The organism is Psychrobacter sp. Sarcosine-3u-12, from assembly GCF_002836005.1.
Classification (GTDB): domain Bacteria; phylum Pseudomonadota; class Gammaproteobacteria; order Pseudomonadales; family Moraxellaceae; genus Psychrobacter; species Psychrobacter okhotskensis.
Genome location: NZ_PJBY01000011.1, coordinates 1 through 7,117 on the forward strand (window position 1 = coordinate 1; position 7,117 = coordinate 7,117).

Annotated in this window: 8 protein-coding genes and 1 pseudogene; 3 read left to right on the plus strand and 6 right to left on the minus strand. The window is 39.9% G+C overall.

What is annotated here, in order from left to right; genetic code table 11:
• On the minus strand, positions 1 to 884 hold an 884-nt coding region (locus CXF65_RS00620; protein WP_264754713.1), incomplete at its 3' end, for a hypothetical protein.
• A gap of 147 nt (positions 885 to 1,031) precedes the next feature.
• On the opposite strand from CXF65_RS00620, the gene CXF65_RS00625 reads away from it, so the two are divergent.
• The gene (locus CXF65_RS00625; RefSeq protein WP_101210684.1) at positions 1,032 to 2,009 is read left to right on the plus strand and encodes a formylglycine-generating enzyme family protein; all 978 of its coding nucleotides are present in this window, start codon (positions 1,032 to 1,034) and stop codon (positions 2,007 to 2,009) included.
• 35 nt (positions 2,010 to 2,044) lie between these two features.
• Here the strand turns inward: CXF65_RS00625 and CXF65_RS00630 are convergent, their stop codons facing one another.
• Positions 2,045 to 2,281: a hypothetical protein gene (locus tag CXF65_RS00630; RefSeq protein WP_157823946.1), complete on the minus strand. Its 237-nt coding sequence runs from the start codon at positions 2,279 to 2,281 to the stop codon at positions 2,045 to 2,047.
• A gap of 69 nt (positions 2,282 to 2,350) precedes the next feature.
• Here CXF65_RS00630 and CXF65_RS00635 point away from each other — a divergent pair, with 69 nt between their 5' ends.
• Positions 2,351 to 3,334 (plus strand): formylglycine-generating enzyme family protein, encoded by a 984-nt coding sequence (locus CXF65_RS00635; protein ID WP_101210686.1) that lies wholly within the window; start codon positions 2,351 to 2,353, stop codon positions 3,332 to 3,334.
• A gap of 22 nt (positions 3,335 to 3,356) precedes the next feature.
• On the opposite strand, the gene CXF65_RS14880 is transcribed toward CXF65_RS00635, so the two are convergent.
• A complete protein-coding gene (locus tag CXF65_RS14880) occupies positions 3,357 to 3,524 on the minus strand; it encodes a hypothetical protein (protein ID WP_157823948.1) in 168 nt (55 codons plus the stop codon).
• A 163-nt stretch (positions 3,525 to 3,687) separates the two neighbouring features.
• Here CXF65_RS14880 and CXF65_RS00640 point away from each other — a divergent pair, with 163 nt between their 5' ends.
• Entirely contained in the window at positions 3,688 to 4,680 is a 993-nt protein-coding gene (locus CXF65_RS00640; RefSeq protein ID WP_227523165.1) for a formylglycine-generating enzyme family protein, read from the plus strand.
• 34 nt (positions 4,681 to 4,714) lie between these two features.
• On the opposite strand, the gene CXF65_RS00645 is transcribed toward CXF65_RS00640, so the two are convergent.
• From CXF65_RS00645 to CXF65_RS00655, 3 genes and pseudogenes are all read right to left on the minus strand, one after another.
• Positions 4,715 to 5,359, minus strand: a complete 645-nt coding sequence (locus CXF65_RS00645) for an N-acetylmuramoyl-L-alanine amidase (RefSeq protein ID WP_101210687.1) — start codon at positions 5,357 to 5,359, stop codon at positions 4,715 to 4,717.
• Positions 5,360 to 5,567: 208 nt separating this feature from the next.
• Positions 5,568 to 6,551: a hypothetical protein gene (locus tag CXF65_RS00650; protein ID WP_101210688.1), complete on the minus strand. Its 984-nt coding sequence runs from the start codon at positions 6,549 to 6,551 to the stop codon at positions 5,568 to 5,570.
• Between the two features lie 11 nt (positions 6,552 to 6,562).
• Positions 6,563 to 7,117 (minus strand): annotated as a pseudogene (locus tag CXF65_RS00655) (hypothetical protein); the annotation flags it as partial.

The window sequence follows — 7,117 nt, forward strand, 5'->3', positions numbered from 1 at the left end:
TGTCCACTATCTGATGATTGATGATTACTAAAGCGATGACGTAGCACGCCAAGCTCAAGCACATGCTCATCAGAGGTAAAGGTGGCGCTAGAAGTGATGGTCGGCGTCTCAGCATTGGCTTTGCTGCCCGTATTCACCGTCCACTGCAGACCGACTTTATTAGGCGTTTCATCGAAACTTAGGCTTACCTCAGAATCAGAAGTCAGCCCATATTGAGCAATACCAGAGACCCATCCACTATGCTCATCATCTTCACTAATTTGCGAATGTCCGAGGCCACCACCATGCCAACGAGGAGAAGATCCGCCTTGCAAGTTGTGTCTATTCGATAATCCCGCATCGCGAGTAGTGATGTCTGTTGCGTCCACATCGCCCATACCGATACCGTCATAGAGCGATCTGCTAATCACTGGACTGTCAATATCGCCGTACCAATGGTTAAGCAGGACGGATTGTCCAAGCCGTGGGGCGAATTGCCAGCCATGGGTTGCGCCCGATGACAGCTGCAATGAGCGCAGTGGCAGGGTAGTTCCGTCATCGTGAGGGCTGATGCCTGAGTAGACGGGGGTCGTGATGGTTTGTTGTAGGTTGTCATCGGTGACACTGGAGTCATAACTGGGGGAGGCTGATAAACTGGTGTCACCAGTACGCGCTTGGGTGAGTCCTTGATAGGTACTGCTAACAAAAGACTGTTTGCTAGGGTAAGGGCAATAAGGAATAGCTGCGTCAAGTAACGTGGCTGATACCCAAACTCCAGTGTCGCGGGCGATATCAAAGCCATGATCGGGTATTGAAAAGTGACTGTGATTCATTGCATGACAGTGCATATGCTGAGCAGTGCGCTGTAACCACTGTTTGATAAATACTTGATGATGGTATGACACCAGATATTATAATTTGGGCTGGTGTTTTTGACCCTTTTTATTAACCCAATATCTATCGACAGTAGTTTAATATTTCTGCTTAGACAATTCAATCAAATTATTAGTATAATCCTCATAACTTCTCAACAAAAAATCACTGTAGCCGTTATGACTTTAAAACCTCTATTCGTATCTTTGTTTATCTTGCCGCTATTTACTATGACTGCCTGTGCCAAAGAGCCTTCGGTTGATAGCGACGGCATCCCGAAAACTCGCAGTAATTTAACCGATGCTGAACAACAGCAACTAAATGACTTCTTAGCGAAGCAAAAGGCGAACATGCGTTTTATCGAAGGGGGCAGCTTTGAGATGGGCGACTTTGGGCATAAGCTCGACTGGACCGATGGTTTGCCATTAACTGGACAATCTGATAATAAACCCCTACATAAAGTGACACTCGATAGCTTTAGTATGAATGCCTACAAGGCAACTTATGGTGATTTCGATATCTATAGTATGGCGACAGGACAGCCACAAGAGGGAATGCAAGAGTCTGTGATAGAACTGCATCAGCCCGATGCCGCTGCTGGTATCAATTGGCAAATAGCCCAAAATTACTGTCAATGGCTCGGGGAGCAGCTAAATGTACCCATGAATCTACCAACTGAAGCGCAGTGGGAGTACGCTGCGCGTAATCGTGGTCAGTATGTGCTATTCCCAACCGATAACGGCAAAATAGATGATGGTCGTAATGTATGGACTTTTAAGCAAAAGCAAGAACTAAGTAATAAGTACAACACCAGCCTCGCTATACCTATAGTGGGTCTATATCCGCCTAATCCGTTAGGACTGTATGATATGACCAATCAGAACTACGAGTGGATGAGCGACTGGTACGATGCCCAGTATTATGGTGATAGTCCAGAGCACAACCCGCAAGGTCCATCAACTGGCAAAGAAAAAGTATTGCGAGGGGTAGATGCTAATGAAGGTAGTGCTAGAAATATTAGGGTGATGGGTCCTGTGAGCGTAAAACGCTGGCAAAGAGAACCTAATCCGCCTCTTGTAAAGAATAATCCACGCATCAATCAGAATCGCGCAACATCTGCACGTTGTGTCGCAAACACCCCTGTTTCATTGAACTAAAAATTAGCAAGATAGATAGTTATGTATTTTAATCGCTAAGCTATATAACTATCATCGTCGTCATCGTCCTCAAACCCTGCTGGATCATATTGTTCTGGATTCTTAGCCATAAAATGCTCATAATTATTAAATTGACCATGTTTGATATAGATATCGTACTTTGGACTGGTGTTTTTGACGACTTCTATACCATCGGGGTAGATCAGGATAAACTCGCCCCATTGATGCAATTTATCACCCCTCCCTATCTCAATCATTGTTTGATATAACAATTTAGACAATCCTATCGAATTATTAGTATAATCCTCATAACTTCTCAACAAAAAATCACTGTAGCCGTTATGACTTTAAAACCTCTATTCGTATCTTTGTTCCTCTTACCTTTATTTACTGTGACTGCCTGCGCCACTGAACCTACACCGAAGGTAGATAGTGATGGCGTCCCGCAAACTCGTAGCGATCTGACTGCGGATGAACAACAGCAGCTAGATGATTTCTTAGCCCAGCAAAAGGCGAACATGCGCTTTATTGAAGGCGGTAGCTTTGAGATGGGTGACTTTGGGCATAAGCTCGACTGGACGGATGGCCTGCCATTAACTGGACAACCTGATAACAAACCCTTGCATAAGGTCACGCTTGATAGCTTTAGTATGAATGCGTATAAAGCCACTTATGGTGATTTCGATGTCTATAGTATGGCAACCGGACAACAACAGGAAGGAATGCAGGAGGTAACTATTGGCGTACGCCAACCGAATGCAGCAGCTGGTATCAACTGGCAAACCGCGCAGCACTACTGTCAATGGTTGGGTCAACAGCTAGACGTACCAATGGATCTGCCAACCGAAGCCCAGTGGGAATATGCCGCGCGTAACCGTGGACAATATGTCTTATTTCCAACCGATACCGGGGAAATAGATCCAGAACGCAATATGTGGACTTATGAAGAAAAAAGAGAGTTTAGTGATAAATATAACACTTCTTTAGCGGTTCCTATGTTGGGACTCTATCCTCCTAATCCTTTAGGACTCTATGATCTATCTAACCAAAACTACGAATGGATAATAGATTGGTATGATCCAGAGTATTACGCTATGAGTATAGAGCATAATCCGCAAGGACCAAAGACAGGCACTGAAAAAGTATTGCGAGGTGTGACTGCTACTGAAGGATCAGCAGGTAATGTACATGCAGGAGGTGCAGTTACTGTTAAAAGGTTCCAAAAAGAACCTAATCCACCATTAATATCTGAGGATCCTAATGTGAATCAAAATGCTTTCACATCTGCACGTTGTGTTATCAATTTAAATAAACATATATCATAAAGAGGAATTAATATTTGTTGGATTAGGCGTCATAAGTATCATGATCGTCTCTGTTGATTGGTGATGTATCTGTAAAGCCATTAAAGACTGACTGATCATACTGATCTGGATTGGCAGCGGCGTAGAAGGTTGGACTGGTGTAATCGCCCATTTTACTGTAGATATCGTAATTATCATCAGTGTTTTTCACGACCTCAATGCCTTTGGGATAGATCAGGATAAGCTCAAGCTTTTGACATATGTTATTAACCCAATCTATCTCGACAGTAGTTTAATATTTCTACTTAGACAATCCATGCAAATTATTAGTATAATCCTTCTAAATTCTCAACAAAACATCACTGTAGCTTATTATGACGCTTAAGCCTTTATTCGTATCTTTGTTTATATTACCTCTATTTACTATGACTGCCTGTGCCAAAGAGCCTTCGGTTGATAGCGACGGCATCCCGAAAACTCGTAGTAATCTGACTGCGGATGAACAAAAACAGCTAGACGACTTCCTAGTGCAGCAAAAGGAAAACATGCGCTTTATCGAAGGCGGTAGCTATGAGATGGGTGATTTCGGTTCTAAAGTCACTATAAATGATGGTGGCCCTATTAGGAGTGAAAGTGACAATAAACCACTGCACAAGGTGACGCTCGATAGCTTTAGCATGAATGCTTATAAAGCGACTTATGGTGACTTCGATATCTATAGTATGGCAACGGGACAAGAAAAAGTAGGAATGCAAAAATACAACATTAAGGTACGCCTTGATAATGCCGCTGCTGGCATCAATTGGCAAACTGCCCAAAATTACTGCCAATGGCTCGGGCAGCAGTTGGACGTACCCATGAATCTATCGACTGAAGCACAGTGGGAATATGCCGCACGTAATCGTGGCAAATATGTGCTATTCCCAACCGATAACGGATGGATAAATGGTGGACGTAATATAGCTACATTTGACGAAATGAGTGAACTCTCAAGTAAGTATCGAACCAGCCTAGCTATAACTACTGTCGGTTTATACCCGCCGAATCCATTAGGACTGTATGACATGACCAATCAAAATCTTGAATGGATGACTGACTGGTATAGCGAGGATTATTATGCCAATAGTCCTGAACACAATCCGCAAGGCCCTAAGACAGGAACGGAAAAAGTGGTCCGCTCTGTCAATGCTGATTGGGGTTCGGCACAAAACATACAAGCCAACGGGTCAATTACTATCATGCGAATAAAACGTTTGCCAACTACGCCTACTGATGAGTCTGAAAAGAAAGAGCACGAAGGTAAGAGCAATTATGATTATAGTACCTCAGCTCGCTGCGTGGCTAATAGTACACAAGCGATAAACTAATCACTTGTGCAACACTTTTTTATTGCGGTATACCTTAAGCATGATAGATACCATCAGCTGTTTTGTCTCTTGGGTTTAAGATACTAACATCAAAGTGCTGCGGATTTTTGGCTGTATAAAAGCTAGGACTAACATAATCAACTTTAGCCAACATACGGTATTTCTCATAGGTAGGATCGGTATTTCGCACGACAACCTCGCCTTTCGGATAATAACCTTTAATGAGTCTGCCTAGCATATTGAGATACTGGTCTATAAAGGTATTGCCCGTATCATTTTTTTCAGCGACTCTATCAGATTTAATGTCGCTCAATAGAGAGGTTAAAGGCGTGTCTATATTGTTATAGCCGTAACTTAAAAATCGCAAGACGTGCGCTTCGTTTTCTTTTTCTGTTGGTTTTCCATTCTTATCAAGGGGCATACCTACAACTTCAATTCCTACTGAATAGGAGTTTGCATTCAAGTTTGCTGTTTGATAAATTTTACCATCCTTGTCTACAACAAAGTGTGTACCATATGGTTTTGACCCTCTATTAAAAGAATTAAATGTTGATTGAGCAGAACTATTGACGGTTCGATGCAAAATTATTTTTTTAATTTTTTGAGTGTAATTCATTCTTTCAAGCTTAGGAGTATGATGTTTTATTATACGAGAATGACTTAGAAAACCAGCTTGCATTGGTAGTTTTCCTGTTTTATTGCAAAAACAACCTGATATGTTTGAAGGGCAGTCACTACTATTTGAAACTAGTTTTTCAACAATATTAAATTTTTCGCAAGCTCCAAATGATCTATACTTTTCGCCATCTATTATATAGTGTTCAACTGATTGTGCAATTTATTCTATACTGACAAATGCTTCGCCATCTATTGAGCACACTACATTTTTAGTTAAAATCTAATTCAAAAGGATCATTGTTACGTTTGGTATCTCGAATTTCTATATAACGTGACTGACATTGTTGAATATTAATTTCTGTATCTTTAATTTTATCTCTTAAGATAGGTAGAGATTTAACAAGTTTCTTTTGAATGATTTTTAAGTTTGGAAGGTTGTTTTCTTTAAGGTAAGGTATAAAATCCTGATCGTAATATTTTAACCAAGCACAGGCTTCAGTTACATTAAAATCATAAGGGTCATAAGCCAAAATTTGGAGGTAGAAACTCACTAGATTACCATTAGCTAAATTGTTACTAGGAATACTATTCATAAACTGGTTGTCCCATGAGAACAAATACATGAGTAGATATTCTTTGACTCTATTTAATTCTTGCTTATCTACATCTTGCATGAGCCTATAAGATAAAATGTTGTAATCATCATATTCATCTCCACGTCTATAGTCAGAAAAAAACTTTTCAATTAAGGTGTGTTTTATAGAGTTGGCGTTATATTTTAAGGCAATCTCTAAACAATTATCTTTAATAGCTAAAATATTTTTTTTATTTATTTTCATGGTATTTTTGATAAAATCATTATCAAATTGATAGCTCCAAGTATAAACGTCCGCACAAGCGTAAGGATGATCAATTTTCGCTAATTCAAATATTTTTTGATAACCTTGCGTTTCGACATCAAGGTTATCAACATGCCACAATTGATATGTTGCCCATGCGTACTGAGCATTTATCTCCTTTGGGTCTTTAGCATATTTGTGCAGTAGTTCCATTCTTTCTTCGTCATAAATCCTAAGATTTAGGTCACTAGCTCGTAAATTCATTGCTTCATTAAAACTTAAGCGTCGATCAGTTGGTAACTTAATTTCTTGATCATAAGAGCTATTCATTTTTGTCCCTTGATTAGTTGCTGTAGAAGACTCGCATGAGGATAAAAAAAGTACAGCTGTTAATGGAATTAGTAATTTTTTCATTAGTATAAGTCCTACCTGCTACTACGTACTGTTGTAGCGCTATTAAAGATTCTGAAATGACCCATCAGCTTTTTTTCTGGTAGGGTTTTCATACCTGTGTCAGGATGTATCCATCTAGCATAAGAGCTCACACTTGGGTCAGCTGAGCTATACCAAGTTAAAGATGTTGGTGCATATACTGTACCTATATTTGGATGTGCAGCAATATACTCACCAAGAGTTTTAGTCAAACCATTTCCAACGTTACAAGATAAAAGAACTAAAGTCTGACTATCTGTATATCCATTTAAACTAATAAACTCATAGAATTTATTTATGGCATCACGTTTTTGAGACTCAGTTTTTCCACTTATAGTCACGTACTGATTCTTTGATTTTGTTATGTTTAAAGCTCTTTGAACTGGGTCTAGATCTCTTGTGTTCACCCATAAAATACTGCGGTTGCTACCATGAGCGTAAACATAATAATATGAATGAGGTAAGTAGCGATCTCCTTCTAATATATCAATAGTCTTGTGAAAGTTAGTTTCATTACCTGCAAAACCATCGAAAGATTTATAAAACAT

Bases quoted from the DNA above. Each gene is read 5' to 3' on its own strand.
- CXF65_RS00625 (WP_101210684.1), top strand. From the start codon at position 1,032: ATGACTTTAAAACCTCTATTCGTATCTTTGTTTATCTTGCCGCTATTT.
- CXF65_RS00635 (WP_101210686.1), top strand. From the start codon at position 2,351: ATGACTTTAAAACCTCTATTCGTATCTTTGTTCCTCTTACCTTTATTT.
- CXF65_RS00640 (WP_227523165.1), top strand. From the start codon at position 3,688: ATGACGCTTAAGCCTTTATTCGTATCTTTGTTTATATTACCTCTATTT.
- CXF65_RS00645 (WP_101210687.1), bottom strand. From the start codon at position 5,359: ATGCAAGCTGGTTTTCTAAGTCATTCTCGTATAATAAAACATCATACT.
- CXF65_RS00650 (WP_101210688.1), bottom strand. From the start codon at position 6,551: ATGAAAAAATTACTAATTCCATTAACAGCTGTACTTTTTTTATCCTCA.